Source organism: Haloferax marisrubri, from assembly GCF_001469875.2.
Classification (GTDB): domain Archaea; phylum Halobacteriota; class Halobacteria; order Halobacteriales; family Haloferacaceae; genus Haloferax; species Haloferax marisrubri.
In genome coordinates this window covers 509,142-535,687 of record NZ_LOPW02000017.1, presented here as the reverse complement: position 1 = coordinate 535,687, position 26,546 = coordinate 509,142, and the positions used below count along the sequence as shown (strand labels likewise).

The 26,546-nt window shown below is 67.3% G+C and carries 25 protein-coding genes; 12 read left to right on the top strand and 13 right to left on the bottom strand.

The annotated features are described in order from the left end of the window. The first annotated feature begins 54 nt into the window (after nucleotides 1-54). Together AUR65_RS14895 and AUR65_RS14890 are read left to right on the top strand one after the other, a co-directional pair. Complete coding sequence (locus AUR65_RS14895) at nucleotides 55-768, top strand: AMP-binding protein (RefSeq protein WP_058567610.1); 714 nt, start codon at nucleotides 55-57, stop codon at nucleotides 766-768. 39 nt (nucleotides 769-807) lie between these two features. Next, nucleotides 808-1,344 (top strand): GNAT family N-acetyltransferase, encoded by a 537-nt coding sequence (locus tag AUR65_RS14890; RefSeq protein WP_058567609.1) that lies wholly within the window; start codon nucleotides 808-810, stop codon nucleotides 1,342-1,344. 16 nt (nucleotides 1,345-1,360) lie between these two features. Here the strand turns inward: AUR65_RS14890 and AUR65_RS14885 are convergent, their stop codons facing one another. Continuing rightward, entirely contained in the window at nucleotides 1,361-3,367 is a 2,007-nt protein-coding gene (locus AUR65_RS14885; RefSeq protein ID WP_058567608.1) for an AMP-binding protein, read from the bottom strand. 123 nt (nucleotides 3,368-3,490) lie between these two features. On the opposite strand from AUR65_RS14885, the gene AUR65_RS14880 reads away from it, so the two are divergent. Beyond that, nucleotides 3,491-4,072, top strand: a complete 582-nt coding sequence (locus tag AUR65_RS14880) for a GNAT family N-acetyltransferase (RefSeq protein WP_058567607.1) — start codon at nucleotides 3,491-3,493, stop codon at nucleotides 4,070-4,072. A gap of 26 nt (nucleotides 4,073-4,098) precedes the next feature. On the opposite strand, the gene AUR65_RS14875 is transcribed toward AUR65_RS14880, so the two are convergent. Both AUR65_RS14875 and AUR65_RS14870 read right to left on the bottom strand, forming a co-directional pair. After that, nucleotides 4,099-4,368, bottom strand: a complete 270-nt coding sequence (locus tag AUR65_RS14875; protein ID WP_004976836.1) for a hypothetical protein — start codon at nucleotides 4,366-4,368, stop codon at nucleotides 4,099-4,101. A gap of 126 nt (nucleotides 4,369-4,494) precedes the next feature. After that, nucleotides 4,495-4,749 (bottom strand): DUF7520 family protein, encoded by a 255-nt coding sequence (locus AUR65_RS14870; RefSeq protein ID WP_058567606.1) that lies wholly within the window; start codon nucleotides 4,747-4,749, stop codon nucleotides 4,495-4,497. Between the two features lie 144 nt (nucleotides 4,750-4,893). On the opposite strand from AUR65_RS14870, the gene cdd reads away from it, so the two are divergent. The 4 genes from cdd to AUR65_RS14850 all read left to right on the top strand — a co-directional run bounded on the left by cdd (nucleotide 4,894) and on the right by AUR65_RS14850 (nucleotide 8,688). Then, nucleotides 4,894-5,325, top strand: coding sequence for a cytidine deaminase (gene cdd / locus AUR65_RS20510; protein WP_058567605.1), 432 nt, complete (start codon nucleotides 4,894-4,896; stop codon nucleotides 5,323-5,325). 1 nt (nucleotide 5,326) lies between these two features. Continuing rightward, nucleotides 5,327-6,565: a zinc metalloprotease gene (locus tag AUR65_RS14860; RefSeq protein ID WP_058567604.1), complete on the top strand. Its 1,239-nt coding sequence runs from the start codon at nucleotides 5,327-5,329 to the stop codon at nucleotides 6,563-6,565. Beyond that, nucleotides 6,562-7,380 carry a nucleoside phosphorylase gene (locus AUR65_RS14855; RefSeq protein ID WP_058567603.1) on the top strand — a complete coding sequence of 273 codons (819 nt, stop codon included), beginning with the start codon at nucleotides 6,562-6,564 and terminating at the stop codon, nucleotides 7,378-7,380. The genes AUR65_RS14860 and AUR65_RS14855 overlap by 4 nt, the downstream gene beginning before the upstream one ends. Before the next feature lie 114 nt (nucleotides 7,381-7,494). Continuing rightward, the gene (locus AUR65_RS14850) at nucleotides 7,495-8,688 is read left to right on the top strand and encodes an NAD(P)/FAD-dependent oxidoreductase (RefSeq protein WP_058567602.1); all 1,194 of its coding nucleotides are present in this window, start codon (nucleotides 7,495-7,497) and stop codon (nucleotides 8,686-8,688) included. A 267-nt stretch (nucleotides 8,689-8,955) separates the two neighbouring features. Here AUR65_RS14850 and AUR65_RS14845 read toward each other — a convergent pair whose 3' ends face one another. Further along, complete coding sequence (locus AUR65_RS14845; protein ID WP_058567601.1) at nucleotides 8,956-9,489, bottom strand: Rrf2 family transcriptional regulator; 534 nt, start codon at nucleotides 9,487-9,489, stop codon at nucleotides 8,956-8,958. A 165-nt stretch (nucleotides 9,490-9,654) separates the two neighbouring features. Between AUR65_RS14845 and AUR65_RS14840 the strand changes: the two genes are divergently transcribed. Beyond that, on the top strand, nucleotides 9,655-10,575 hold the full coding sequence (locus AUR65_RS14840) for an NAD-dependent epimerase/dehydratase family protein (protein ID WP_058567600.1): 921 nt from the start codon (nucleotides 9,655-9,657) through the stop codon (nucleotides 10,573-10,575). 50 nt (nucleotides 10,576-10,625) lie between these two features. Here AUR65_RS14840 and AUR65_RS14835 read toward each other — a convergent pair whose 3' ends face one another. Then, on the bottom strand, nucleotides 10,626-11,936 hold the full coding sequence (locus AUR65_RS14835; protein ID WP_058567599.1) for a TIGR00341 family protein: 1,311 nt from the start codon (nucleotides 11,934-11,936) through the stop codon (nucleotides 10,626-10,628). 156 nt (nucleotides 11,937-12,092) lie between these two features. Here AUR65_RS14835 and rocF point away from each other — a divergent pair, with 156 nt between their 5' ends. Further along, nucleotides 12,093-12,992 (top strand): arginase, encoded by a 900-nt coding sequence (gene rocF / locus AUR65_RS14830; RefSeq protein ID WP_058567598.1) that lies wholly within the window; start codon nucleotides 12,093-12,095, stop codon nucleotides 12,990-12,992. Continuing rightward, a complete protein-coding gene (locus AUR65_RS14825) occupies nucleotides 12,992-13,462 on the top strand; it encodes an NUDIX domain-containing protein (RefSeq protein WP_042663302.1) in 471 nt (156 codons plus the stop codon). Before rocF ends, AUR65_RS14825 begins: the two co-directional genes overlap by 1 nt. 3 nt (nucleotides 13,463-13,465) lie before the next feature. On the opposite strand, the gene AUR65_RS14820 is transcribed toward AUR65_RS14825, so the two are convergent. From AUR65_RS14820 to gyrB, 3 genes are all read right to left on the bottom strand, one after another. Then, complete coding sequence (locus AUR65_RS14820; protein ID WP_058567597.1) at nucleotides 13,466-13,879, bottom strand: hypothetical protein; 414 nt, start codon at nucleotides 13,877-13,879, stop codon at nucleotides 13,466-13,468. A 107-nt stretch (nucleotides 13,880-13,986) separates the two neighbouring features. Continuing rightward, complete coding sequence (gyrA, locus tag AUR65_RS14815; RefSeq protein WP_058567596.1) at nucleotides 13,987-16,542, bottom strand: DNA gyrase subunit A; 2,556 nt, start codon at nucleotides 16,540-16,542, stop codon at nucleotides 13,987-13,989. Nucleotide 16,543: 1 nt separating this feature from the next. Then, the gene (gyrB, locus tag AUR65_RS14810) at nucleotides 16,544-18,463 is read right to left on the bottom strand and encodes a DNA topoisomerase (ATP-hydrolyzing) subunit B (RefSeq protein WP_058567595.1); all 1,920 of its coding nucleotides are present in this window, start codon (nucleotides 18,461-18,463) and stop codon (nucleotides 16,544-16,546) included. A 252-nt stretch (nucleotides 18,464-18,715) separates the two neighbouring features. On the opposite strand from gyrB, the gene AUR65_RS14805 reads away from it, so the two are divergent. Further along, nucleotides 18,716-21,112 (top strand): DNA topoisomerase VI subunit B, encoded by a 2,397-nt coding sequence (locus tag AUR65_RS14805; RefSeq protein WP_058567594.1) that lies wholly within the window; start codon nucleotides 18,716-18,718, stop codon nucleotides 21,110-21,112. Continuing rightward, on the top strand, nucleotides 21,112-22,212 hold the full coding sequence (locus AUR65_RS14800; protein ID WP_058567593.1) for a DNA topoisomerase IV subunit A: 1,101 nt from the start codon (nucleotides 21,112-21,114) through the stop codon (nucleotides 22,210-22,212). Before AUR65_RS14805 ends, AUR65_RS14800 begins: the two co-directional genes overlap by 1 nt. Before the next feature lie 6 nt (nucleotides 22,213-22,218). Here AUR65_RS14800 and AUR65_RS14795 read toward each other — a convergent pair whose 3' ends face one another. The 5 genes from AUR65_RS14795 to ligA all read right to left on the bottom strand — a co-directional run bounded on the left by AUR65_RS14795 (nucleotide 22,219) and on the right by ligA (nucleotide 26,436). After that, a complete protein-coding gene (locus AUR65_RS14795; RefSeq protein WP_058567592.1) occupies nucleotides 22,219-22,461 on the bottom strand; it encodes a hypothetical protein in 243 nt (80 codons plus the stop codon). Between the two features lie 78 nt (nucleotides 22,462-22,539). After that, nucleotides 22,540-23,373, bottom strand: coding sequence for an alpha/beta fold hydrolase (locus AUR65_RS14790; protein WP_058567591.1), 834 nt, complete (start codon nucleotides 23,371-23,373; stop codon nucleotides 22,540-22,542). 80 nt (nucleotides 23,374-23,453) lie between these two features. Continuing rightward, nucleotides 23,454-24,161, bottom strand: coding sequence for an MBL fold metallo-hydrolase (locus tag AUR65_RS14785; protein WP_058567590.1), 708 nt, complete (start codon nucleotides 24,159-24,161; stop codon nucleotides 23,454-23,456). A 93-nt stretch (nucleotides 24,162-24,254) separates the two neighbouring features. After that, nucleotides 24,255-24,605 carry a hypothetical protein gene (locus AUR65_RS14780; protein ID WP_058567589.1) on the bottom strand — a complete coding sequence of 117 codons (351 nt, stop codon included), beginning with the start codon at nucleotides 24,603-24,605 and terminating at the stop codon, nucleotides 24,255-24,257. A gap of 73 nt (nucleotides 24,606-24,678) precedes the next feature. Continuing rightward, the gene (ligA, locus tag AUR65_RS14775; protein ID WP_058567588.1) at nucleotides 24,679-26,436 is read right to left on the bottom strand and encodes an ATP-dependent DNA ligase LigA; all 1,758 of its coding nucleotides are present in this window, start codon (nucleotides 26,434-26,436) and stop codon (nucleotides 24,679-24,681) included. Nucleotides 26,437-26,546 lie beyond the last annotated feature (110 nt).

The following is a 26,546-nucleotide window of genomic DNA, read 5'->3' as shown; positions in this document are numbered from 1 at the left end:
GACCCGCGAGAGCGCCTCGGGGGCTTTTTTCGCCCCGACTCCCTACGACCGGCCATGGACGTTATCGGCGACCTCATGGCCCGCGACCGGCGGAGCGACCGACTCGCCCTCCGGGTCGACGGCCCCGGCCGGACCTACACGTACCACGACCTCATCACGACCTCGTACAAGGCCGGGAACGTCCTCCGCTACCTCGGCGTCCGCAAGGGCGCTCGCGTCGCGGTCGCCCCGGTGTCGCTTCCCGAACCGCTGTTGACGTTCCTCGGGGCGGCCCAACTCGGCGCGGTGACCGCGTTCGACCCGGTGGTCGAGGCGCGTGCGACCGTCGTCCCCGTCGGCCGCGAGGCGGCGTTCGAGGACCTGCCGCCGGGGCAGAAACTCGCCGTGTTCGGCGGCCCGCCGAGTTCGCCCGCGACGACGCACTGGGAACAGGAAGTCTGGAGCGAGAACCCCGCGGTCCACCCGGAGGTCGTCGCGCCCGCCGACCCGGCGCTCGTCGCCGACGACCGCGAGTTCACCCACGGCGACCTGCTCGACGCGGCCCGTGAGGTCGTCGCCGACTTCGACCTCGAAGCGGACGACACGGTCGCGGTCCGGTCGTCGCTCTCCCACCCCGGCACCGTCGTCGCCGGCGTACTCGCCCCGCTTCTCGCGGGCGGCACAATTCGGATTCCCGCAGACGACGAGGCGGTCGAGGCGGCGCTCGCGGTCGGTGTCGGGGTTCCCGAGTCGGTCGCGCTCGCGCCCGACGACGCGCCGGTTCGATGAGTGGGAAAGTACTTAGCCGCGACTGTACTGCGGTCGGGCATGACCGAGACGGCAGTCGTCGAAAGCGAACGCGTCGCGCTTCGTCCCGTCGAACGCGACGACGCCGACCTCCTCCAGCGGTCGACGACCGACCCCGAGATTCGCGTCCCGCTCGGAGCACCGCACCCGCAGAACCGACACCAGGCGGTCGAGTTCGTCGAACAGACCGTCGAAGCCGGCGACGACATCGCGTTCGTCGCCGAGGCGAACGGCGAGGCCATCGGGTTCCTCATGGCCGAGCGGCGGGAGTACGGCCGTCCCGAACTCGTCTACTGGCTCCTCCCGGAGTACCACGGACGAGGATACGGCTCGGAAGCCGTCGGCTGTCTGGTCGATTACGTCTTCGAAACCGTCGAGTGCCACGGCGTGCAGGCCGTCACGTTCGAGTTCAACGAGGCGTCTCGCGGCGTTCTCGACGGACTCGGGTTCGTCCACGAGGGAACGCTTCGGGAGGCGGCGTTCGTCGGCGGGTCGTACGTGGACGTGTTGCGGTTCGGCCTCTTGCGACGCGAGTGGGAAGCAACGCGGTCCGCCTGACCGCGAGCGAGGCGCTTTAAGACGCGTTTTCTATCTTCTCCAGCGACTCGGGGTTCTCGATACTGCTCATGTCGCCGAGGTCTTCGCCCGCGTAAATCGAGGCGATGGCGCGGCGGATGATTTTGCCCGACTGCGTCTTCGGGAACTCGTCGACGAACAGGATTTCGCGCGGGCGGAACGGCTTGCCCAACTCGTCGCCGACGACGCCGCGAAGCGCCTCGCGGAGGTCGTCGCTCTCCTCGACGCCGTCTTCGAGGACGACGTAGGCGACGACGGCGGTCCCGGTGGTGTCGTCGGGGACGCCGACCGCGGCGGCCTGATTCACCGCGTCGTGTTCGATGAGCGCGCCTTCGACCTCGGCGGGGCCGACCTTGCGGCCGGCCACGTTGAGGGCGTCGTCGGCGCGGCCGTGGAGGAACCAGAAGCCGTCTTCGTCTTTCTGCGCCCAGTCGCCGTGATCCCAGAGGTCGTCCCACGACGACCAGTAGGTGTCGAGGTAGCGCTCGTCGCCCTCCCAGAGGCTCTTGGTCATCGACGGGCAGGAGTCGCGGGCGACGAGGAAGCCGCGCTCGTGGGTGTCGGCGATGGACTCGCCCGACGAGTCCACGATGTCGATGTCCATCCCGAGGCCGGGGCCGCCGAGCGAGCAGGGCTTGAGCGGCTGGGTCGGCATCGGCATGAGGAAACAGCCGCAGATTTCGGTGCCGCCGGAGATGTTGATGATGGGGGCGTCGCCGCCGCCGACGTGTTCGTAGAACCACTGCCACGACTCGGGGTCCCACGGCTCGCCGGTCGACCCGAGCAGGCGGAGGCTCGACAGGTCGTGTTTCTCGACTTCCTCGTCGCCGTACTTCCGCAGGGCTCGGATGGCCGTCGGCGAGATGCCGAAGGTGGTGATGCGGTGGCGCTCTATCATGTCCCAGAAGCGGTCCGGGTTCGGGTAGTCGGGCGCGCCCTCGTACATGAAGATGGTGCCGGCGAACGTGTGGTTCCCGATGAGCGTCCACGGGCCCATCATCCAGCCGATGTCGGAGACCCAGAAGAAGCGGTCTTCGGGCTTCTGGTCGAAGCCGAAGTGAATCTCCTTCGCGGTCTGCATCTGGACGCCCGCGTGGGTGTGGACGATGCCTTTCGGCTTGCCGGTCGTCCCCGAGGAGTACAGGAGCATCGACTCCGCGTCCGACGGCAGGCGCTTCGTCTCGTACTCCGGGGCGGCCTCGCCGACGGTGTCGTCCCACCACTCGTCGCGGCCCTCGGTCCACGGCACGTCGGCGTCACTATCCTCGCTTTCGTCCCCGAACCGCCGGTAGACGACGACGTTCTCGACGCAGTCCGCCTCAGCCATCGCCTCGTCGGCGGTCGGTTTCAGTCGGACCTCGGAGCCGCGGCGGTAGAAGCCGTCGGCGGTGAAAAGCACCGAGCACTCGGGGTCTTCGAGGCGGGTCGCGGTGGCGTCGACGCCGAAGCCGGAGAAGATGGGGACGGCTATCGCGCCGACCTTGAAACAGCCGTAGAGGATAGAGATGACCTCGGGGACCATCGGCATGTAGAGGCCGACGGTGTCGCCGGTCTCGACGCCGTACGATTCGAGGACGTTGGCGACGCGGTTGGCCTCGCGGTAGAGGTCGTGGTAGGTCCGCTGGACGGCCTCGCCGTCTTCGCCCTCCCAGATGCAGGCGACGCGGTTCCGGTTCCCGGAGCCGACCGCGGCGTGGCGGTCGAGGGTGTTGTGGGCGACGTTGATTTCGCCGCCGGGGTACCAGTTGGAGAACTGCGGCCCCTCCGAGTCGTCGCGGACCGCGTCGTACTCCTCGTAGAAGTCGATGTCGAGGTAGTCGACGAGTTCGTCCCAGAACCACTCGACGCCCGAGGCACCGACGCCCGGCATCTCGGTCGTCGTCCGCTCGATGAGTTCGTCGTAGTCCTCGATGTCGTGTTCCCGCATGAATCGGGTGACATTGGCGTCCTCGACGAACGCCGGGTCCGGTTCGTGCACCACGGTGTCGGTGTCGGGTACGTCCATGAATCGAGGTACCGCGACCGCGACCATGAATCTTTACTGTTCTTTCGTTGAGTTCGACGGACGCGACGGGAATCGCCGTACCGGCCCGAGGCGTTTTTGTCGGCCGGTGTGCTAGGTGTAGGCATGTACGTCCGAGACGCGAAGAACCGAGACGAGGTCTGGTTGCTCGACTCGCTGGAGGAACTCGGACTCGACGACGGCTCGTTCCGGTCCCGCGATTACGTTATCGCGCTCGACGAGGAGTCCGGCGAGAAGGCCGGATTCGGGCGCATTCGGGTCCACAAGACCGACGAGCCGTTCTGCGAACTCACCTGCGTCGGCGTCTCGGAGCGGTGGCGCGGACAGGGCGTCGGTGCGCACGTCGTCGAGCGACTGGTGGACCGCGCCGCGGCCGAGGCGTTCGACACCGTCTACGGCTTCACCTCGGACCACGGCTACTGCGCGCAGTTCGGGTTCGAGGCGGTCGACGCCGAGGACCTCCCGGAGGGGCCGCGTCAGCGACTCGACCGGGTCAGAGAGGTCGACGGCGACGCCATCGCGCTCCGACTCGACCGCGAGGCGTTCTCGATGCCCGAGCGCCTCCGCGAGCGGTTCAAGGTCGCCGCGCCCGCGAGCGCCGGGGACGCCGAACCGGAACTGACGGCCGAGGATTTCGGCTACGACGAGGAGACGCCGACGAAGTACTCCACGAACCTGCGACGCTGACCCTCCGGCGCTGAGCTGATTCCGACTCAGGTCCGGTCGTCGAGGAAGTCGGTGCTGAAGACGATCCAGGTCAGCACGCTACAGAACAGAATCGGCGGGAGGATGGCGAAGCCCCAGAGCGGTTCGAGTCCCTGCAGGAGGATGAGCACCACGTCGGCCAGTCCGAGCGCGAGGAACGGCGCGGTCGCCAGCGCGGCGCGCTTTCGGTTCTTGCCGCCCGTGTCCTCCGGGAGCGGGCCGGGCGAGGCGTCGCCGGCCGAGGCGTCCGAGGTCGAGGTCGACGAGGGCGCGTCCATGCGGGTCCGTCGGGGCCGGACGAGCAAAAACGGTCCGCCTTCCGGTCGCGGTTCCCCGGCCGATACGACGCCCTCCGCGCACCGAACCACCGCGAGCGCGACTTCACCGAGTCGTGAGCCGCGGCGTTATCGCGCGTCTTCCACGCGCGAGGCGTACTCGACGAGTCCGAACAGCACTCCGAGGAGCGCGGCCGAGAGCACCATCCCGTAGAGGCTGAACGCGAGCGGCGTGGTCGGAAGCGAGAGGAAGCCGAACAGCGATATCTCGGCGGCGACTTGTCCGCCGTTCTCGCCGATAAAGACGCCGAGGATGCCCGAGATGACCACGACGCTCGCGCCGACGATGAACAGGATTCGTCGTCCGCCGGATGTGTCGTTCACGACGCCGCGTTAGGGCCGAACCGTATAGTCGCTTGCGGGACGACGCGATGGGGGCGACACCCAGAAACCCGCCGTGTCCGTCGGCCGACACGACAGTCTCGGAGAGCCGAACGAACTAAGCCACCCCACGCGAATGAGCGCCCAATGCCCGAAGCACTCGTCGAACGCGCCCGCGAAGCGCTCGACAACGCCTACGTTCCCTACTCGGAGTACACCGTCGGAGCGGCGCTCAGGACCGCCGACGGCGAGGTTTACGTCGGCTGTAACATCGAGAACGCGAACTACTCGAACAGCCTCCACGCCGAGGAGGTCGCCATCGCGGAGGCCGTGAAGAACGGCCATACTGAGTTCGACCGCCTCGTCGTCACCTCGGGGGCGCGCGACGGCGTCACCCCCTGCGGGATGTGCCGCCAGACGCTCGCCGAGTTCTGCGACGAGGACCTCCCGGTCGTCTGCGACCTCGGGGGCGACGACGTCGCCGAGTACACGCTCGGTGAACTCCTCCCGAACACCATCTCGCTGGACACGCTCGAAGCCGCCGCGGCGAAGCGCGACGCCGCCGACACCGACGAGTAACGTGTCGCTCGCCGCCGACCGCGGAACCGCCGCCCTCGCGCTCGTCCTGCTCGTCGTGCTTTCGGGGTGTACGTCCCTGTCGCCGTCCCCACCGGTCGTGGACGCCGCCCTCGGGGCCCCCTCGGCCGACGCGAGCGACGGCGACGATGGAGCCGTCTCGGCCGCCATCGGCGGACCCGAGTCGGTGGCGATGCCGGAGACGCGACCTGCCGACAACCCGTGGGGGCACGCGCCCGTCGTCGTCGGCATCGACGCGCCCGCGGACGGCCGCGACTACGTTTCGCTCGTCGAATCGGCGGTCGCCTACTGGCGGGCGAACGCGTCGGCGGTCGCCTACGACCCGGCGTTCGTCGTGGTGCCGAACGCCTCGGAACCGGACGTGACCGTCTCGGTCGTCGAGCGAATCGACGGCTGCGGCGACTACGCCGGCGCGGACGCGGTCGGCTGTGCGCCCCTTCTCGACGGCGACGAGCCCACCGCGCCGACGGGGCCGGTTTCGGTGGTCGTCGCCGCCGGGTACGACGACGAGACGACTCAGACGGTGCTGAGCCACGAGTTCGGCCACCTGCTCGGGCTGACTCACGACGACGCCGACGCGTTCCCCGTGCTGTCCGAGCGCATCCAGACGACGCGACTCCCCGAACCGGACGCCGCCGACCGGGAGACGCCCTTCCGCGAGCGCACCGTCGCGGTCCACGTCGACCTCTCGAACGTCTCGCCCGGCGAGCGGGCGACCTACGAGGCTGAAATCGATCACGCGCTGTCGTACTACGAGGGCGGAGCCGACGGCGTCGCGCCCGCGGACCTCTCGTTCGAACGCGTCTCCGACCCGTCGATGGCGGACGTGACCGTCTCGGTGTCGGCGTTCGGCGACGGCGACTCGGGCGTGCGCTGGCGGCGGACCGGCGTCGACGCAGACGAGGACGAGGCGCTGGAGTGGTACACCGGCGGCGACCTCGTCGTGGACGCCGACCTCGGCCCGTCGCTGGTGGACTGGTACGTCGGCGCGGGGCTCGGCTACCTGCTGGCGGCCGACGAGCGCGCGGACCTCCCGCCGCCGTTCCGCGACGGCGACCTCTCCGACGACCCGGCATGGCGCGGTCTCGCGGGCGAGGCGGCGGCTAACGCGACGACCGACCGCGCGACGGCCACGACCTCGTACGAGAACGCGACGACGCCCGCGGGGGCCTCCTCGGAGAACGCAAGAATTTCCACCGCCCACCCGCGAGTAGAGTCATGAACGATAGTGAGGACCCGAACGACGAGGTCCAGTACCACCTCGAAGTCGGTCCCGAGGACCTCGCCGACGCGGTGTTGCTCCCGGGGAACCCCGAGCGCGTGGACAAGGTGACGGCGCTGTGGGACGACCACGAGGAGAAGGCCTACCACCGCGAGTACCGGACGGCGACGGGCAGTTACGACGGGACGCCGATTTCGGTCACGTCGACGGGTATCGGCAGTCCCTCGGCGGCCATCGCCGTGGAGGAACTCGCTCGCGTCGGCGCGGACACCTTCATCCGCGTCGGCTCCTGCGGCGCGATTCAGCCCGAGATGGACGTGGGCGACCTCGTCATCACCTCGGGCGCGGTCCGACAGGAGGGAACCTCCAAGGAGTACGTCCGCGAGGACTACCCCGCCGTTTCCGACCACGAGGTCGTCTCGGCGCTCGTTGCGGCCGCCGAACGCCTCGGCTACGACTACCACGTCGGCCTCACGATGAGCGCCGACTCCTTCTACGCGGGGCAGGGTCGCCCCGGCTTCGAGGGCTTCCGCGCCGCCGGCTCCGACTCGCTGGTCGAGGAACTCCGCGAGGCGAACGTGAAGAACATCGAGATGGAGGCCGCGGCGCTCCTGACCATCGCCAACGTCTACGGCCTCCGCGCGGGGGCCGTCTGCTCGGTCTACGCGAACCGGGTCACAGGCGAGTTCCGAACCGAAGGCGAGTCGCGCGCGGCGGAGACCGCCAGCCTCGCGGTCCACCTCCTCGCCAAGATGGACGCGGTCAAGCGAGACGCGGGCGTCGACCGCTGGCACGCGGGTCTCAGCCTCGACTAATCCGACAGCCGTCGAACCCGGATTTCGACGCTCTGGGGGCGTGGAGGCCAAAATTACCACAGTCGTGGAGACGGTTTCAAAGCCCCTTTATCGGATGACTGCGCAGACGACGACATGAGCACGCAGGTCGTCGTTCTCGGCTCGGGGTACGCCGGGGCCGGCGCGGTCAAAACCCTCGAAGAAGAGCTCGGTCACGACGCACAACTCACGTGGGTCGCCGAACACGACTACCACCTCGTCCTCCACGAGGTCCACCGCTGTATCCGCGACCCGAGCGTCGAGTCCAGCATCGCCATCCCCGTCGATGACGTCAAGGAGGACTCGACCGACTTCGTCAAGGGTCGCGCGACCGACGTGGACGTCGACGAGCGCGTCGTCGAACTCGAAGGCGGCGACACCGTCGACTACGACTATCTGCTCGTCGCCATCGGCTCTTCGACCGCCTTCTTCGGCATCGAGGGCCTCGAGGAGTTCGCCCACCAGCTCAAGGGCCTCGACGACGCCCGCGAGATTCACCAGGACATCAAGGAGGCGGCCGCCGACGCCTCCCGCGACGACCCCGCGCAGGTCGTCATCGGCGGTGCGGGCCTCTCCGGCATCCAGACGGCCGCTGAAGTCGCCGAGTACCGCGACACTAACCGCGCGCCCATCGACATCAAACTGGTCGAGGGGATGGACGAAATCTTCCCCGGAAACGACCCCGAACTGCAGGGCGCGCTCCGCCGTCGCGTCGAAGACCTCGACATCGACATTCTCACCGGCGACTTCATCTCGAAGGTCGACGAGGAGACCGTCTTCATCGGCGGCGGCGAGGACGAAGAGCCCGAGGAACTCGACTACGACGTGCTCGTCTGGACCGGCGGCATCACCGGTCAGCCCGAGGCGTCCGACGTGGAACTCGAACAGGACGAGCGCTCCCACCGCTTCTTCGCCGAGGAGGACTTCCAGACCAGCGACGACCGCGTCTTCGCGGTCGGCGACTGCGCCCTCGTCGAGCAGGGTCCCGACAGCGTCGCGCCGCCGACGGCGCAGGCCGCCTGGGACGCCGCGGACGTGGCCGGCGAGAACATCGCCCGCGCCATCGCCGGCAAGCCGCTCAAGCGCTGGACGTTCACCGACAAGGGGACGGTCATCTCCATCGGCCACGACGCCGTCGCTCACGGCGTGAAGTTCCCAGTCGTCGGCGAGTTCCCCGTCAACGTCTTCGGTGGCCCGCTCGCGCGGACGCTGAAGAAGGGTATCGCCGCGAACTGGATTGCGGACGTGACGTCGCCGAAGCGCGCGCTCTCCGCCTGGAACGACCTCTAACACGGACGCCGCGCTCGACCGCCGGGTGACGCGACGCCCGACGCTCGCCGACTCGACTTCGGTTTCTCCGTTCTTCACGCTTCGAGCCGCGCGTCGCGTCGCCACTCGCGGTGTTCGATTCAGTCACTCGCGGCGTTCAGCGCGTCCGCACGCTCGTTTCTCGTGCCGTCCGACCGCCCGCTGGCCGACCGTCCGCCGGCCGAACGCCGGTCCCGCTGGTCAGGCCGTGTGGAGAGTGCCCGGAAAAAGACGAAGAGAGGAGCGTGGTTAGTGCTGGGGTTCGCCGACGGGTGCCTTCATGTCGTCGATGCGGAGGATGAGGATGTTGCTCGTGTCGTCCTTGCCGTCGAGGGTGCCGTCGATGACGAGCTTCGAGAGGGGCGTCGGTCCGACGCGAATCTTGTCGCCCTCGTGGAAGTCGCGGACGGAGCCCTGGACGTGAATCTCGGCGCGGCACAGTTCGGGGTGGTGGACGCTGGAGAGGTCGATTTCGTCCACGTTGACGCCCTCGACTTCCTCGTCGTTGTGGAACAGGGGAACGAACGCGGGCTCGTCCATCTTGTCCACGTCGAGCGCCTCGTAGGCGTTCGCGGTCGGCTTGTAGCCACCCTTCGGGCCGGGTACGCCCTCGACCAGTTGAAGCGCCTTCAGGCTCTGCATCTGGTTTCGGATGGTGCCGGGGTTTCGGTTGACTTCGGTCGCGATATCCTCACCCTTCACGGCGTCCTCGGAGTCCCGATAGAGGTTGATGAGGGCGGTTAAGATAGTTTTCTGACTCGAAGTGAGCTCGATTGATGACATGGAGAGTGGTTCGCTACATACGTCCTTAAATCCGATGGATGACGCCTCGAATCTGCCGTTCGTCTACTTTGTAACCACGACTCACTCATGAATGTTCATTTTGAACCCTAATTCGGCCTCGATGCTGTCGATAGCACTATACGGCTCACGAGAGTTCGGTAGCACATGAACGGGAAACGAGTCCTCGTCACCGGCGGTGCCGGCTTCATCGGCTCGAACCTCGCGAACCATCTCGCGGCGGAAAACGAGGTCGTCGCGGTCGACGACCTCTATCTCGGGACGCCCGAGAACCTCGACGACGCGGTCGAATTCCACGACGCGAGCGTCCTCGACGACGACCTCCCGACTGAGGGCGTGGACGTGGTGTTCCATCTGGCGGCGCTGTCGTCGTACAAGATGCACGAGGAGAACCCGAGGAAAGGCGCGCGGGTCAACGTCGAAGGCTTCGTGAACACGGTCGAACAGGCCCGAAACGACGGCTGTGACACCGTCGTCTACGCCTCCACCTCCTCGATTTACGGCTCCCGGACCGAACCCTCGCCGGAGGACATGCCCGTCGAGGCGCGCACGGGGTACGAGGCGTCGAAACTCGCCCGCGAGCGCTACGCCGAATACTTCCACCACCACTACGACATGCGGACGGCCGGGCTCCGCTTTTTCTCGGTGTATCAGGGCTTCGGCGGCGCGGAAGAACACAAAGGCGAGTTCGCCAACACGGTCGCGCAGTTCGCCGACAAAATCGCGGACGGCGAGTCGCCGGAGCTGTTCGGCGACGGCACCCAGACCCGCGACTTCACCCACGTCGACGACATTGTCCGCGGCATCGAACTCGCCGCCGACCACCGGCTTCAGGGTATCTACAACCTCGGCACCAGCGAGAGCTACTCGTTCAACGAGATGGTCGAGTTGATAAACGAGACGCTCGGAACCGACGTCGACCCGGTCTACATCGAAAACCCCCTCGACGTGTACGTCCACGACACGATGGCCGACTGCACGAAGATTCGCGAAGCGACCGGCTGGGAACCCCAGATCTCCTTCGAAGAGGGCGTCCGGCGCGTCTGCGAACCGTACCTCGACGAGTAGCCTACTGGTTCGGTCTCCCGACGTTCGTCCCCGTCTTCGGCCTCAGGCGGTCACGACGGCCCCGACCGACTCCGCTGTTCGAAGTTCACAGTCACGACGACGTCTCTGCCCGTCGTCTCGCGTATTCGGTCTTCGATTCGCGACGACAACTGCGGGTACTGGCGACCGACCGGGTGTTGGACCGCAACCGTCACCCGCCGGGGTGCGTCGTCGAGTCCGACGGTTCCGAACTCGACGCTGACCGACAGCAGTTCGAGCGCGTCGTACTCCGGGTCGTCGAGAACGGTTTGGACGCTCCCGGTCGCACCGTTCTCGAACGCGATTTGCGAGGTGAGGAGCGACCCCGGGCCGAGCACGGTGAGGCCGAGAAAGACGAGCGCCACCCACGTCGCTCTGGTCCCGAAAAACGAGCGAAGCCGCCGTCTCGTCGACCCCGACGAGTCCCAGTAGCTCGGCCGATAGCCGAGGTACCAGAGCGCGAGCGTCCCCGCGAGGACGATGCTCGCGACGTTGACCGCGAGGAGGGTGAGCGCGCCGACGGCGACCGCCGGAATCGCCCACGCGACGCCGATACCGACGGCCGCGGCGGCGGGGACGGTCGCGGCCGCGACCGCGACGCCGACGATTGAAACGGGGAGTTCGGTCGCCAAGCCGACACCCCCGGCCGCGCCCGCACAGAGTGCGACGACGAGCGTCAACAGCCCCGGCGACGACCGACTCGCTATCTGCTGGACCGTGGTCACGTTCAGCGCCGACGGCACGAACTGCGCCGTCTTGAGCCCCCATCCCAGCGCCGCGGCGGCGACGATGGCAACGGCGAGGCCGGCGACCGTCGAACGAACCCCGTTGGTGAACATCGCGTCCTCTCCGAGGGCCGCGCCGACGCTGGCCATGAGCGCCGCGCCGATTTGCGGGGCGATGACCATCGACCCGACCACGAGAGCGGGCGAGTCGAGCAACAGTCCCGCCGTGGCGACGAGCGCGCTCAACACCGTCATCCCGTAGTACGCCGTCGGCTGGGGGTTGAGGTCGTGCGCCTTCGTCAGAATCTCCTCGTTCGAGACGCGTTCTTCTTCCTCGTCGCCCTCGACGTACCGCTCGACGAGTCGGTCGTAGTGCGGCGTCGTCGCCGACTCGATGTTGCCGATGACGAGGTAGCGCTCCTCGAATCCCGCCTCCGAGAGCGTCTCTCTGATTCTGTCCACCGCCTCCGTCGGCAGCGGGAACTCGACGAGGTACGACCGAGAGTCGGCGTCTGACTCGCCGAGCGGGAGGACGACCGGGTCGACGTCCTCGCTTCGGAGCGCATCGACGACCGCGTCGAGTTCCCCCGCCTCGACGCGAATCTGCAAGTGCCGCATGGCACTCGATACGACACGGTCGCGGAAAAGCGAGATGGCCTTGCACGGGCCGGAGTCCACGTCGCCACACGGCGGCCTCCTCGGAGACGACGGAGCGCATTATCAATAAGGGTGTTTTTCCGATGCCACTAAACACCCCGAACGAGTTGGTCTACTATGGAACGGAACGTCAGGATTCTCGGTGCACCGACGGACTACGGTGCCAATCGACGCGGGGTGGACATGGGTCCCTCCGCGATTCGATACGCCGGACTCGCGGGGGAACTCGAGTCCGCGGGCGTCTCGCCGACTGACGCGGGCGACTTCGCGGTCCCGCACCACGCGACGCGGGACGCGGACGCCGGCGCGGCGAACGCCAAACACGTCCAGGAGGTCGAAGAAGTGACGACGAGCCTCGCCGACGCCGTCTCGACCGCGCTCGCGGAGGGGACGACTCCGCTCGCGCTCGGCGGCGACCACTCAATCGCCATCGGTTCGATGGTGGGAAGCGCCCGCGACGCCGACATCGGCGTCATCTGGTTCGACGCCCACGGCGACTTCAACACGCCGAGCACCTCGCCGTCCGGCAACGTCCACGGCATGCCGCTGGCCGCCGCGCTCGGTGTCGGCGACTTCGAGGGCGTCGAGTGGGCGAACGCCGACGGCCTGAAAGAAGAAAATGTCGCCATCGTCGGGCTCCGCTCCGTCGACGGCGCGGAGGCCGAGGAGATTCGCGACACCGACGTCACGGTCTACACGATGTCGGACATCGACGAGCGAGGCATCACCGACGTGACGAACGACGCCCTCGACGTGGCGACCGACGGCACCGACGGCGTCCACATCAGCCTCGACCTCGACTGGCTCGACCCCCGCGAGGCCCCCGGCGTCGGGACGCCCGTCCGCGGCGGCGTGACCTACCGCGAGGCTCACGCGGCGATGGAACTCGTCGCCCGCTCGGAGGCCATGCGCTCGTTCGAACTCGTGGAGGTCAACCCCATCCTCGACGAGCACAACGAGACCGCGACGCTCGCGACCGAACTCGCCGCAAGCGCCTTCGGCAAGCGTATCCTCTGATGTCGACGCCGAGAGAAGCCCCCGCCCCGCACGACCTGGCCGCCGGCGTCGTCGTCCTACAGGAGAACTCCGTGCTCGCGGTCTACGAGAAGGACCGCTGGGGACTGCCGAAAGGCGGCTCCGAACCCGGGGAGTTCTTCTTCGAGACCGCCGCCCGCGAGGCCGCAGAGGAGACCGGCGTCGAAGTCGAAATCCAGTCGCTCGCCTTCACGAGCGAGATTCGCGCCCCCGACCGCCGCATCTATCTCCAGCGGTTCTACCACGCGACGCCGGTCGCCGACGACCCGACGCCGTCGCCGAGCGACCCCGACGACGAAATCGAGGCGGCGAAGTTCCTCCCGCTCACCGCGCTCGGGTCGACGCTCACCTACCGCCCGCGGGTCGAACCGCTCCGCGACTGGCTCCGGGACCGCAAGCCGCGGCACTACACCTACGACCTGACCAGAGAGCCGTCGGACGTGGAGAAATAGGAGCTACGACGCGCTGTTACTGGTCTTCCTCGCTCTCACGACTCGAACGACGTACCCGATACCCGCACCGACACCGCCGAGCGCGAGCGCGAGCATCGCGCCGGCGACGAGCGGGTACGCGACCCACAGCGGCGACTCCATCGTCGAAACCGGGACGAACAGGTTGACCGCGAACCCGAGACACGGACCGAGCGCGAGGACGAATCCCTCGCCGATTCGCGTGCCGACGGTCTCGCCTCGGGCGACGTGAGACGCGACACCACCGACGACGAGGACCGCGCCCGCATCGACGACGAGCGACTGCACGTGCGTCGGCGGTTCGAGGTTCCACGCCCGAAGCGCCGTCAGGCCGCCGAGGACGACGACGAAGGCGAGCGTCGAGACGCCGACGACTCTCGACCGCGGTCGTACTCTCATGCCGAGACGACCCCTCGGCCGAGGTAAATGCCTTCGGGGAGGGACGGTCGGAGCCGCGGCTCTCCGGTGGGGTCACAAAAAGAAATCCGTCGTCGGGGAGAGCCGACTTACTCGTCGTCCGCGTCGGTTTCCGCGTCCCCTTCCACGTCGTCCAGTTCCTCGTCTTCGGTCGTCATCGCGGCCGGAATCACGTCGACGGAGGCCACGTCGTCGCCCTCGTCGAGGTCCATCACGATGACGCCCATCGTGTTGCGGCCGACCGTCGAGATGTCCTCGACGGGGGTTCGGAGAATCTGGCCCTCGTCGGACATGACGACGAGGTGGTCGCCCTCGCCGACGGTGTTGATGGCGCAGACCGGGCCGTTCCGCTCGTTGGTCTTGATGTCGATGAGCCCCTTGCCGTTTCGGGACTGCTTGCGGTAGGCGTCGAGGTCCGTGCGCTTCCCGTAGCCGTTCTCGGTGACGGTGAGAATCCAACTGTGGTGGTCCTCGTCGATGGCGGCCACGCCGGCGACCACGTCGTCGCCGGTCAGTTTGATGCCGCGGACGCCGCGGGCCGAGCGACCCATCGCGCGCACTTCGTCCTCGTCGAAGCGGATGGACATCCCCTGTTCGGTGCCGATGACGAGGTCGCTTTCGCCGTCGGTGACCTCCACGTCGACGAGTTCGTCGCCCTCGTCGAGTTTGGTGGCGATGATGCCCGTCGAGAGGATGTTCTGGAACCGGTCGGTGCCGGTCCGCTTGATGTAGCCGTTCTGGGTCACCATCGTCAGGTAGCCCTCGATGTCTTCGAGGTCGTCGCAGTTGACGACGGCCGTAATCTCCTCGCCGTCGTCGAAGTCGAGCAGGTTGACCGCCGACTTCCCGCGGGCGGTCCGCGACATCTCGGGCACCTGGTAGGCCTTGAGTTGGTAGACCTGTCCGTGGTTGGTGAAACAGAGCAGGTCGTCGTGGGTGTTCGTGACGAACACCGACGAGACGTTGTCGCCCTCCTTGAGGTCCGTCCCGATGATGCCCTTGCCGCCGCGGTGCTGGGCGCGGAACCGGGAGACCGGCATGCGCTTGATGTAGTCGTCCTCGCTGACGACGACGACCACGTCCTCCTCGGGGATGAGGTCGGCGCGGGTGACCTCGCCGGTGTTGGCGACAAAGGAGGTCCGCCGGTCGTCGGCGTACTCGTCTTTGATGTCGAGCAGTTCGGACTCGATGACGGCGTCGAGTTCCGACTGGTCGCCGAGGATGGTTTCGAGGCGCTCGATGGTCGCCTGTACGTCCTCGTACTCGTCTTCGATTTCGGCCGCCTCCATCGAGGTGAGCGAGCCGAGCTGCATCGAGACGATGTGGTTCGCCTGCTCTTCGGAGAAGTCGAACGTCGGCAGGGGTTCGCCGTCGACTTCGACTTCGACCTCGCCGCGGAGCGCGGCCTTCGCGTCGTCGCGGCTCTCGGAGTTCCGGATGGTCTCGACCACGTCGTCGATGTTGTCGAGGGCCTTCAGGCGGCCTTCGAGGATGTGCGCGCGGTCTTCGGCCTCGGCGAGTTCGTACTCGGAGCGCCGGCGGACCACGTCGCGGCGGTGGTCGAGGTAGTGTTCGAGCGTCTCCTTGAGCGTCAGCACCTGCGGCTGACCGTCGACGAGCGCGAGGTTGATGACGCCGAACGTGGATTCGAGGTGGTTGTCGAGCAGCTGGTTCTTGACGACCTCGGCCATCGCGCCGCGCTTGAGTTCGATGACGACGCGGATGCCGTCGCGGTCGGACTCGTCGCGGATGTCGCGGATGCCCTCTATCTTGCCCTCGTTCACGTCGTCGGCGATGCGCTCGATGAGGCGGGCCTTGTTCTCCTGATACGGGAGTTCGTTGATGACGATGCGGCCTTCCTCCTCGAACACGTCGTAGTCGGCGCGGACGCGGACGCGACCGCGACCCGTCTTGTACGCCTTGTGGACCGCGTTGCGGCCGACGATGTTCGCGCCGGTCGGGAAGTCCGGGCCCTTGATGTGTTCCATCAGGTCCGGGATGGTCGCCTCGGGGTTCTCGATGAGTTCGACCGTGGCGTCGATGACCTCGCCGAGGTTGTGCGGCGGGATGTTCGTGGACATCCCGACCGCGATGCCGGACGACCCGTTGACGAGCAGGTTCGGGAACGACGACGGGAGGACCGTCGGCTCCTCCTTGCGGTCGTCGTAGTTCGATTGGAAGTCGACGGTGTCCTTGTCGATGTCGTCGAGGAGTTCCTCGGCGATGGGGGACATCCGAGCTTCCGTATAGCGCATCGCGGCCGGCGGGTCGCCGTCGACCGAGCCGAAGTTACCCTGGCCGTCGACGAGCGGGTAGCGCATGGAGAAGTCCTGCGCCATGCGCGCGAGGGTGTCGTAGATGGCGGAGTCGCCGTGGGGGTGGTAGTCACCCATCGTCTCGCCCACGATGGACGAGGACTTGCGGTGCGACGAGTTGGAGGTCACGCCGGCCTGGTGCATCGCGTACAGGATGCGCCGGTGAACCGGCTTCAGACCGTCGCGCACGTCGGGCAGCGCCCGACCCGCGATGACCGACATCGCGTAGTCGATGTACGACTGCTCCATCTCGTCTTCGATGCGCGCGTTCTTGACTTCGGCCGCGATACCCGCGCCCGGTTCGAAAGAATCTGGTGCGTCAGAACTCATATTAGATGTCTACCCATTCGGCGTCGTTCGCGTGGTCCTTGATGAACTGCTTTCGCGGCCCGACGGCGTCGCCCATCAGGATGTTGAACATCCGGTCGGCGGCGGCGGCGTCCTCGACGGTGATGCGCTTGAGGACGCGGTTTTCGGGGTTCATCGTCGTGTCCCACAGCTGGTCGGGGTTCATCTCGCCGAGCCCCTTGAACCGCTGGACCTGCGTGGGGTTGCCGTTGCATTTCTCCTCGATGATGCGGTCCCGCTCGGCCTCGTCCATGGCGTCGTAGGTGTTGCCGCGGTAGCGAACGCGGTACAGCGGCGGTTGGGCCGCGTAGACGTAGCCGGCCTCGATGAGGGGGCGCATGTGGCGGTACAGGAGCGTGAGCAGCAGCGTCCGGATGTGCGCGCCGTCGACGTCGGCGTCGGTCATCAGGATGAGCCGCTGGTAGCGCGCCTTCTCGATGTCGAACTCGTCGCCGACGCCGCCGCCGATGGCGGTGATGAGCGCCCGTATCTCGTCGTTTTCGAGGATGCGGTCGAGGCGGTGTTTCTCGACGTTCAGAATCTTCCCCTTGAGGGGTAAAATCGCCTGGAACTTGCGGTCGCGGCCCTGCTTGGCCGAGCCGCCCGCGGAGTCGCCCTCCACGATGAACAGTTCGGACTCGGCGGGGTCGCGGCTCTGACAGTCCGCGAGCTTCCCCGGAAGCGAGGTGGATTCGAGCGCGGACTTGCGGCGGGTGAGCTCCTCGGCCTGTTTCGCGGCCTTGCGGGCGCGGGCGGCCTCGACGGCCTTCGAGATGATGGCCGTCGCCGTGTCCGGGTTCTCCTCGAAGAACGTCCCGAGCTGTTGGTGGGTGACGCTCTCGACGATGCCGCGGACCTCGGAGTTACCGAGCTTCGTCTTCGTCTGGCCCTCGAACTGCGGGTCGGGGTGCTTGACGGAAATGACGGCGGTGAGTCCCTCCCGGACGTCCTCGCCGCGGAGGTTGTCGCCGTCGAGGTCGTCCAGCATGTCGTGGGTGTTCGCGTAGTCGTTGACGACGCGGGTGAGCGCCGTCTTGAACCCGGTCAGATGCGTGCCGCCCTCGCGCGTGTTGATGTTGTTGGCGAAGGCGTGAATCGACCCCTGCAGTTCGTCGGTCGCCTGCATGGCGATTTCGACCTCGATTCCCTCCGACTCGTCGTCGTAGTAGATGATGTTGTCGTGGAGGGCCGTCTTGGTCTCGTTGAGGTACTCGACGAACTCGCGGATGCCGCCCTCGAAGAGGAACGTGCTCGACTCGTCGGTCCGCTCGTCGGCGAGCGAAATCTCGACGCCCGAGTTGAGGAACGCGAGTTCGCGCAGGCGGTTTTCGAGCGTCTTGAAGTCGAACTCGGTCGTCTCGAAGATACCGTCGTCCGGCCAAAACCGGATGGTCGTCCCGGTGTCTTCGCCGGGTTCGAGGTCGCGCACGCGCTCGAACTCGTCGACCTGTGGCTCGCCGAACTCGAAGCGGTGTGTCCACACCGCGCCGTCGCGTTTGACCTCGACTTCGAGTTCGCTCGACAGCGCGTTGACGACGGAGACGCCGACGCCGTGGAGGCCGCCGGAGACCTGGTAGGACTTGTTGTCGAACTTCCCGCCGGCGTGGAGGACGGTCATGATGACTTCCAGCGCGGGTCGGTCGTACTGTTCGTGCGTATCTACCGGAATCCCGCGGCCGTTGTCGGTGACGCTGACGGAGCCGTCCTCGTGGACGGCGACCTCGATGGCGTCGCAGTGCCCAGCAAGCGCCTCGTCGATGGAGTTGTCGACGACTTCGTAGACGAGGTGGTGGAGTCCGCGAGAATCGGTGGACCCGATGTACATCGCCGGACGCTTTCGAACGGCTTCAAGCCCTTCGAGGACCTGAATCTGTCCGGCCCCGTACTCGTTATCCTGTGACATCTGAACTGGCCTAGGATAGCCCGTCCCTTAAAGGCTCGCACGCGCGGGCGCGTACTACTTACTGGAGTCCCGCGTAGCGGTTTTCGCGTCCGGCGATTCGACCGGCTGACGCGCGTTTCGTGGGTGACTCTGTGTAACAGGATTCGTCGTTCCGTTGTGGACAGCCATCGAAGCGCGTCAACGCCGGGATTTCACTTTCACTCCGTTGCCGGTGAGTACTTAACGCGGGACTGGGTAGATGCGCATCAGGAAATGACCTCGTTCCAGTCGACACTCGGTGACGAGCCGGGGATCGCAGAGGAGCTGGCGAAGGGCCAGCGGGAGATCTCCATCGCCGAGTTCTTCGAGAAGAACAAGCACATGTTGGGCTTCGACAGCGGAGCCCGCGGGTTGGTCACCGCCGTCAAGGAGGCGGTGGACAACGCGCTCGACGCCACGGAGGAGGCGGGCATCCAGCCCGACATCTACGTGGAAATCGCCGAGGCGGGCGACTACTACCGCCTCGTCATCGAGGACAACGGGCCGGGCATCACGAAAGAGCAGGTGCCCAAAGTGTTCGGGAAGCTCCTCTACGGCTCTCGCTTCCACGCGCGCGAACAGTCCCGCGGTCAGCAGGGTATCGGTATCTCCGCGGCGGTCCTCTACTCGCAGTTGACGAGCGGGAAGCCCGCCAAGGTGACGAGCCGGACGCAGGGCTCGGAGGACGCCGAGTACTTCGAACTCGTCATCAACACGGACCAGAACGAACCCGAGATTCGCACCGAGAAGACGACCTCGTGGGACCGCCCCCACGGCACGCGCATCGAGTTGGAGATGGAAGCCAACATGCGCGCCCGCCAGCAGCTCCACGACTACATCCTCCACACGGCGGTCGTCAACCCGCACGCCCGCATCGAACTCCGGGAACCCGGCCTCGACGAGCCGATGAAGTTCGAGCGGGCGACCGACCAACTTCCGAAGCAGACGAAGGAGATTCGTCCCCACCCCCACGGCGTCGAACTCGGGACGCTCCTGAAGATGCTCTCGGCGACCGAGTCGTACTCCGTCTCCGGCTTCCTCCAAGAGGAGTTCACCCGCGTCGGCGCGAAGACCTCCGACAAGATTCACGACGCCTTCCGCGACCGGCACTTCGGCCGCGAGATGACGTGGCGGACGCCCGGCGCGACCGAGGCGGACGACCTCGCCGCCGTCGTCGAAGACGCCGTCGCCAACAAGGGCAAGGAGGCGACCGCGGCGTTCGCGGACGAACTGGTGGACATCGTCGTCGGCAAGGACCGCATCGCCCACGGCGAACTCGTCACCATCGTCGAAAACGTCGCCGAGACGGTCGGCGAGGAGACCGACACCTCGTTCGGCGAGACGGTCCGCGAGAACGTCGTCGAGGCGCTGTGGCCCGCCCTCACCGACGACCGCGAGGGCGACGTGTACGCCATCGTCGACGACGTGACCACCACGCAGAAAGACGACGCCGGTAAACTGTCGATGGCGCGCTCTATCGCCACGCAGTTCGCCGAGACGACCGGCCCGGCCGACCGCGCCACCCGCGACGACGTGGCCGAGTTCGTCGCGTGGGCGGCCGACCGAACCAAAGAACGCGAGGACGAGACGTACGGCGAGACGGCACAGGAGAACATCGCCGACGCCGTCTGGTCGCGGATGCGCACCGTCTCCGACGAGGTGCCGAAGGTCCGCGAGGTCGCCGACGACCGCGACGTGGCCCGCGACCTGCTCGACGCGATGCGCGAGACGGACATCCTCGCGCCGCCGACGGACTGCCTCTCTCCCATCTCCGCCGACCTCGTGGAAGCCGGCCTGAAAAAGGAGTTCGACGCCGACTTCTACGCCGCGGCGACCCGCGACGCAGAGGTCCACGGCGGCGACCCGTTCATCGTCGAGGCCGGCATCGCCTACGGCGGCGAACTGAAGTCCGAGGGGAAAATCGACCTGCTCCGCTTCGCCAACCGCGTCCCACTCGTCTACCAGCAGGGGGCGTGTACCATCACCCACGTCGTCAAGGACATCGGCTGGCGGAACTACGGCCTCGACCAACCGGGCGGCAGCGGCATGCCGAACGGTCCCGCGGTCCTCATGGTCCACGTCGCCTCCACGAACGTCCCCTTCACGAGCGAGTCGAAGGACGCGCTCGCGGACGTGCCGGCGATTCAAGACGAGGTCGAACTCGCCATCCGCGAGGCGGCCCGCGAACTCAAGTCCTACCTCTCGAAGCGGCGGTCGCTCCAGAAGCGCCGCAAGAAACAGGACGTGCTCGGGCGCATCCTCCCGCAGATGGCGACGAAGCTCTCGGAGGTCACCGGCCGACCGGAGCCCAACATCGACGGCGCGCTCGGCCGCATCATGAACAACCTGACCGTCGAGCGGGCCGTCGAAGACGGCGAGGTGACGCTCACGGTGAAGAACTACTCCAACACGAACGAGTCGCCGGACATCACGGACATCGTCTCGGCGGAGCCGGCCGGCCTCGACGGCGAGGCGACGGTGGTCGACCTCGACGGGGAGTGGTTCGTCAAGTGGAACCCCGAGGTGTCGTCCGGTGAGACGGCGACGCTCACGTACTCGGTCGCACAGGACGCGTCGTTCGACATCAACGTCGACGGCGTCGAGACGGAGAAACTCACGGTGAACGTATAATGGCATCCGAACGGAAGATATCCGACGAACGTGCCCGCGAGCGTCTCATCGACCTCGCGGCGGAGTTCTACGACCAGTTCGACGCGGGGGAGATTCCGCACATGACGCTCCCGACACGGACGAAAAGCAACATCAAGTACGACGAGGACTCCAACGTCTGGGTGTACGGCGACCGGACCTCAACGCGCTCTGCGAACAGCGTTCGGGGGGCACGAAAGCTCCTGAAGGCCTCCTACACCATCGAGTTCCTCGCGCGACAGTTAGAGGAGGACCGCTCGTCCACCCTGCGTGAGCTGTACTACATCTCCGAGTCGTGGGACAACGAGGAAGCGCACTTCTCCGACCAAGACGAGTCCAACAAGCTCATCGAGGACTTGGAAATCGTCAGCGAGGTCAAGCGCGAGGACTTCCACATGCGCCCCGAAGAGTCCGGCGCGAAACTCATGGGGCCCCTCAAAATCCGCGAGCAGACGAACCGCGGTGACCGCGAGATTCACTGCCAACTGGACGTGGGACAGGGCGGCTACCAGATTCCGAACAACCCGGACACCATCGAGTTCCTCGAACACGACGTCGAGTTCGTCATGTGCGTCGAGACCGGTGGTATGCGCGACCGCCTCGTCGAGAACGGCTTCGACGACGACTACAACGCGCTCGTCGTCCACCTCGGCGGCCAACCGGCGCGCGCCACTCGGCGTATCACGAAGCGCCTGCACGACGAACTCGACCTGCCGGTCGTGGTCTTCACCGACGGCGACCCGTGGTCCTACCGCATCTTCGGCTCCGTCGCCTACGGCTCTATCAAGTCCGCGCACCTCTCGGAGTATCTCGCCACGCCCGAGGCGAAGTTCGTCGGCATCCAGCCGCAGGACATCGTGGACTACGACCTCCCGACCGACCCGCTCGCGGACTCCGACATCAACGCGCTCCAGTCGGAACTGGAGGACCCGCGGTTCATGAGCGACTACTGGACCGAACAGATAGAGCTCCAACTCGACATCGGCAAGAAGGCCGAACAGCAGGCGCTCGCCTCCCGCGGTCTCGACTTCGTGACCGACGAGTACCTGCCGACGCGTCTCGACGAGATGGGCATCATCTAACCCCGTTCACTCCCGGTCGCCGCTTTTCTCCCGCTCCGTTCCGGTCCGATTGAACAGCGCTACGATAGTGTAGCCGCCGTAGAAGCCGAGGGTGTGAATCGCCACCTCGGTCGCGAAGTCCGCGGCGGTTCGAATGGGTTCGAGATGGAGAAACAGCACGTCGGTCGCCACGACGACGAGCGTGACGACGAGACAGATGAGGAGTCGGCGACCGCTGAAAAGCGGGCTCGACCGGAGGGCGTCGCGCATGGCGGTTCGACGGCCGCCCGCTGTATGTGTCTGTTGCCGCGAAGGGTGTTCGGGGACGTCGCGGCTCTCGGAGGACGCTTACGGATACAGTCCGTCGCCGCGGAACCCGTCGAAATAGCGCCTGACGACGCCGTTCAGCGTTCGCGGCTCGCTCGTGGCGAGGTTGTGGCCCGACCCGGAGAACAGCGCGAGCGTCGCGTCCGCGACGCCGTCTTTGAGTTCTCGAACCCGCGGTTCGGGGAAGAGCCGGTCGGACTTCCCGGCGGCGACGAGCGTCGGCGCGTCGATGTCGCCGAGTATCTCCCGGGAGTCGTGTTCGAGACAGGCCGTACAGGAGACGACGGCGTCGGCGGGGACGGCGGGTCGGAGGTCGACGAACCGGCCGGTCGCCTCGATGAGCGCCGGGGCGACAGTCGCTTCGAGGCCCGTCGCCGCCTCTCGCTCCGTGTCGGCGATGACTTCGGCCCAGTTGCCCTTCCCCGCCAGCGAGCGCCAGCGCGTCACGACGTTCTCGCCGTGGCCGCCGAGTCGCGTCCCGGCGGAGACGACCGCCAGCGAGTCCACGTAGTCGCCGTAGTCGGCGGCGAGGTGCTGGGCGACGAGGCCGCCCATCGAGACGCCGATAACGTCGGCCGGCCACAGGTCCTGTTCGTCGATGACGCCGGCGTAGCCCGCGGCCATGTCGCGCGTGGTCGAGCCGACCGGGAGGTGTCGCGGCCGGCCGACAACCCACACGTCGCGGTCGTCGAACTCGCGGAACAGTCCGGCGAGGGCCGCCGCAGTCCCGCGGTTCGGGTCGATGCGCTGGAAGGCGTCGGAGAGGCCGGGAAGCACCACGAGCGGGTCGGCGTCGGCGTCGCCGAAGCGGTAGTAGGGCCGCCGGCCGCCGAGCATGCCGTAGTCGAGGTCCATACGCCAACCGACGGCCCGGCGCGGCAAAATCGTTCTGTCCGTTCGTCAGTCCGTCCGACTGTCCGCCCCGCGGTTCCGCCTCAGACTTGGTCCGGGTCGTCGAGGACGACCGGGATACCGCGGTTCGCCACGTCCACGACGAAGGCGTCGGGGTCGGTTTCGAGAAGCGGGATGGTGTTGTAGTGAATCGGGAGCACGAGGTCCGGGTCGAGCGTCTCCGCGAGGTCGGCGGCCTCGTGGCGGTCCATCACGACAGAGCCGCCGATGTTGGCGAGAAACAGCGAGACTTCGAGGTGCTCGTGACCCGCCAGCACGTCGGAGTCGCCGGGCCAGAAGACGGTCCGGTCGGCGATCGAGATGTGGTAGCCACAGCCGAACCCGCGGGGGTGGACGACGTCGCCGTCGCGGAGGTGCGGGCCGTCGGGGTCGTTGAACGCCGGGAGCGACCACACGTCGACCTCGCCGACGGTGAGGTGGTCCTCCTCGCCGACGCGGACCGTCTCGTAGGGGAGGTCTTCGACCGGCACCACGTCGCGGTCGATGGTCGCGGCGTCGACCCCCTCGAAGGCGACGACGGTCGCGTCGGCGTCGGCGACCTGCTCGATGGCGTCGGAGTCGTAGTGGTGGTTGTGCGTGACCAAAATCAGGTCGCCGTCGCGGGCGTAGTAGTCGTCGAGGACGCCGTAGCGGCCGGGGTCGAAGTAGACGACGAAGCCGTCGGGCGACTCGATTCTGACGGTCGCGTAGCCGAGCCACGACACGTCGAGGCCGTCGTGTTTGATGGTCATACGCGACACCTCGAACCGAGGGGTAAAAAGCGCGGCTCTCGGGGCGAGGCGTCCGGTGCGACGGGCGACGGGGGCGGATGCGCGGGCCCTCGCTCAGACGAGCGTGTCGCGCAGGACGCCGAACACGACGAGGCTCCACAGGGACACGCCGGCCCCGTAGAACAGGTGGGTGAGGCGGAGCGAGGTGTCCGTCTCGACGGTCGACCACAGCCCCGCGTTCGAGACGACCCTGTTCGTCCCGCCCTTCTCGCCCGCGTGTTCGACGTTGCTGGGTCCCATCTGTCCCACGGCACCGCCGCCGAGCACGACGAGGAGCACGCCGACTCCCGTCAACCCGAGCATGTACAGCCCCGAGTGCGTGGCGAAATACACACTTCCGACCGTGAGCAGACCGAGGAGGCCCGTATAGAGGAAGAGCGGCTTCAGGAGGGCGTCAAGATTCACGTGTAGTCACCGTGGGGAAACGTCGAGGCACCGACAGTATATCTCTTTGGGCGTGGCTCGCGGCGAACGTCGCTTACTGCGAGTCGGCCAGTCGCTCGACGCGTTCCAGCGAGTCGGCCGTCTCGGCGGTCTTGTCCTCGCGGACGGTGACGAACCGCGGGAACCGAAGCGCGTAGCCCGAGGAGTACGTCGGCGACGCCTGAATCTCCTCGTAGCCGACCTCGAAGACGACCGACGGGCGGATATCGACCTCCTTGCCCGCCTCCCGTTCGATTTCGGGTTCGAGGAGGTCGGTCAACTCGGCCAACTCCTCGTCGGTGATGCCTGTGGCGACCTTGCCGATGGTCTCGAAGGCGTCGTCGCCGGACTCGGCTTCGACGCGGGCCGAAAGGAGGAACGTCCCGAGGAACTCCGCGCGGCGGCCCTCGCCCCACTCCGCGCCGGTGACGACGAGGTCCAGCGTCTCCACGTCGGGCTTGCGCTTCAGCCAGTTCTTCCCGCGGTCGCCCGGCGAGTACGGCGCGTCGGGGTTCTTCAGCATGATGCCCTCGTGGCCGGCGTCGAGGGCGTCGGCCTCGTAGGCGGCGATTTCGTCGGGGTCGTCCGAGAGGAGGAGGTCCGAGACGGCCGCCGACTCGTCGCCGAGGACCGCGGTCAGTCGGTCGTGGCGGGCGGCAAGCGGGTCGGTCAGGAGGTCGTCGCCGTCGGCGTGCAGGCAGTCGAACGCCCGGAGTTCGACCCGGACCTCCTCGCGCATCCGTCCCACGTCGTGCTTCCGGCGGAAGCGCCGGAGTATCTCCTGAAACGGGAGGGGTTCGCCGTCGTCGTCCATCGCCACGACCTCGCCGTCGAGGATGACGGGTTCGTCGACCGCGTCCGCGACGAACTCGACCACCTCGGGGAGCGCGCCGGTCACGTCCTCCATGTTGCGCGAGAACAGCGAGACCTCGCCGTCGGCGTCGCGGTGGACCTGCACGCGCGCGCCGTCGAACTTGGTCTCGACCGCGGCGGTCTCCCACTCGTCGAGCGCGTCGGCGGCGGTGCCCGCCTGCGCCAGCATCGCCTGTACGGGGCGACCGACTTCGAGGCGAACCCCGTCGAGGCCGGCTTCGCCCTCGTCGCGGGCGAGTTCGGCGACCATGCCGTAGTCGTTCGACACCTGTAGGGCGCGGGCGACGGCGGCGATGGCCTCGTTCCGGCGGTCGCGGGCGGCGTCTTCGGTCTCCGAGTCGGCGTCGTCGTCGCGGATGGCGGCGGCGTCCGCGGGGTCGACCAGGAACGCCTCCGCGACGGCGTCGCGGACGGTCCCCTCGCCGACGCCGATTCGCATCTCCGAGAGGACGAGGCGGGCGAGGAAGCGCGCCTCGTCGGGGTCGGTCCGGTTGAACAGGCCGTAGAGCGTCTTGAGCTTCGTTTCTTCGCTGCCGGAGCCGGAGGCGGCCGCGAGGGCGCGGAGTTCCGAATCGACCTCGGCGACGGTCAGGCCGTCCTGTCCGCCCGAGCCGAAGGCGGCGAGGCCGCGCTGGCCGCCGAAGTCGTAGCTCGCGGCGACCGCACCGATTTCGCCGCGGTCGGCGAGGCGGTCTTCCACGTCGTCGGCCGAGACGTTCGGGCCGGCGGCGCGGGCGATGGCCTCGTGGCAGAGCCGCGGGCCGATGTCGAGCGTGGTCGAGTCCCACGCCGGGAAGACGCGACCTTGGACGAACCGGGCGACCGTCGGGAGGTCGTCGCCGGCGTCAGAAAAGAGGTCTGAGAGGAGCGAGACGACCGCGAGGTCCGCTGGCTCGGCTTCTATCTCGGCGGCGCGGGCGGCGAACTCGGCGAACTGCATCGTCCGTGGGTATCGCCGCGCGGGGCAAAAGCGTCTCGACAGTCGTCGGGGATGTGATTCGCTGCCGAACGACCGCGGTGCCGGGAAGTTGAAGGCGCTTGACGCCGGAA